1 protein-coding gene and 1 pseudogene are annotated in these 2,027 nt (G+C 39.3%); both read right to left on the bottom strand.

Annotation, left to right across the window (positions count from 1 at the left end; all coding sequences use genetic code 11):
- Nucleotides 1-152: 152 nt before the first annotated feature.
- Nucleotides 153-1,586 carry a Dyp-type peroxidase gene (locus LC574_RS37595; protein ID WP_229458694.1) on the bottom strand — a complete coding sequence of 478 codons (1,434 nt, stop codon included), beginning with the start codon at nt 1,584-1,586 and terminating at the stop codon, nt 153-155.
- Nucleotides 1,587-1,676: 90 nt separating this feature from the next.
- A pseudogene (locus tag LC574_RS37590) lies at nt 1,677-2,027 on the bottom strand (hypothetical protein); the annotation flags it as partial.

Below are 2,027 nucleotides of genomic sequence, written 5' to 3'. Positions count from 1 at the left end.
ATTTTGTATTTGGTCATTTTTTGACCATTTCAGCCGATGCTTAAATCCTGAAACGACCAAACTACGTTAAATACTTGATAATTTTCTCAACTATTTTTGAGATTCCAAAAAACCTACCCTTGAAAGCCACTCCCCACTCCCTACTCTATAAGCTACGATTTAGTTCTTGCCAAATTTTTTAAAAAACTCAGGCTAGGTGCAAAAAAATATCCCCCCCCCTTCATTTTTACCGGCAGTTTAAACCCATATTCTTCAGTTTTTGATCCGCCCCATTCTTTCGGCCATTTCTGAATTCCCTCTGGTTGACCAATTAGCGGATCTGGGCCAGCATTGACTTGAACAAAGTGCTTAGGATTTGCCCATCTAGATTGTATAAAATTAAACTGATTTTCAATATCTGCTTGAAAGCAAAGAAACAGCAATCCTGAGCCTGTTGTCGGCTCTTTACTACAATCTTGCTCTCCAAAACTGACAGAACGACGAGCAATCCGATGCCTTCTCTCCACCCTTAAAGCCTCGTCAAAACCTGGAGAAGACTCTACTCTACCTGTATCGCCTCTGGGATTAACTTTGCGGATGTGAGTGTGGAACGGACACCTTGTTGCCTCCGGATCCAAGTCGTAATTAAAGTTATTAAAGTAATTGTAATTGGTTGATGTCGAACTTTGACTCGGTAAATCTGAGAGGGTTACTGGAGTTCCATCTTCAAACCGTCCCACAACCAAAGCTCCGGCTAAAGTTTCATTAATACCTAATTTTTTAGCCAAATTCCGCACCTCTTCACGGAATTTTTGGACATCTTGTTCAAGTTTGCGACAAACTAAGTAACTGCCATAACTATCTTCAGTCTTACCGTTAGGATCTTTAACCAAGATCGCATTTAGCGGAGCGCGAGGGTCCCATTTGCTGAAGTCAGAGTTATTAGCTTTGGCGCCGGCAATATTTCGTTTCAGAAATAGAGGTTGACTGACACCATCGACATAACCGAAGTGTTCTATAATTTGTTTTTGAGCATTTCTGAGAATAAAACCATTTTCTCTGTGAAGTATTTTGGATATCTGAGACAATTCTAAACAGATATCTTCAATTACTTTGGATAAGTCTGTCAAATTATCATCTGCTATAAGTAACAAGGCATCTGCTTTCTGTTGAAATCCTGGTTCCCAATCTGTCGGTGCTGGATCGCCTAAGAAGCTCTTGATATCAAGATTCTGCATACCTAATCGAAATGGTTGATCTCCAGGTATTTTCCACGGTTCTATTTCCAGATATTCATAACCTTGACAAGACAAATATAAACTAGCAAATATACCACCTGATATCTTTTTAGTTCGGTACTCGCGTGCCTCATTTGACTGCTGCTCGGCAGATTTGACATATTTCTGGGCAAAGTTTTGAATCCATCGTTTGACTGCATTTACTTGACCAGATTTAAATTGTAAAAACAGATGTACGATATGATCTCGTCCATGCCCATTCAGAATGTTTCCCTGTAAATCTTTTAGCAAAGTCTGGTATTTACCAGGATTTTCTGGATCGATGCCATCTTCTGGTATGGTTTTCAAATCTTCTTCTGTTAGTGCCATTGCTTAACTCTTGTTGTAAAGTTAGAATTGAACCGTTGCAGATTAAAATCAAGGATTTTAGATAGTGTTAGTAAGACATTTGGTTTAACACTACGCAACTTCTGAAGCCAAAGGTTTCAAACGAAAAATATAATAGGGTGGCATAGAAGTATTTTCTCCTGCATTGAGAGGAGCAGAACGGTGTAATTGATTGCAATTTAAATATATATAGCCATCTGAACCCAAGGTCAGTGAATCTGTCCAAGACAACTTCTCGTCAGTAACTAAAATTTGGTAGCAACGATCTGGTGTAATCACTCCAATCCCGTTATTCGCTAAGTACAGCATTTCATTAATTCGTAGCGAATTAAATTTGGCAATACCCTGCAATGCCAATGCATCAGCTGACAATGCCAATGCATCGACTAACAATGCCAATGCATCGACTAACAATGCCAATGC

This window comes from Nostoc sp. CHAB 5715 (assembly GCF_020829685.1).
In the GTDB taxonomy this organism is placed as follows: Bacteria; Cyanobacteriota; Cyanobacteriia; order Cyanobacteriales; family Nostocaceae; genus Nostoc.
The sequence above is the reverse complement of the archived record's forward strand: the minus strand, read 5'-3'. Positions and strand labels throughout refer to the sequence as shown.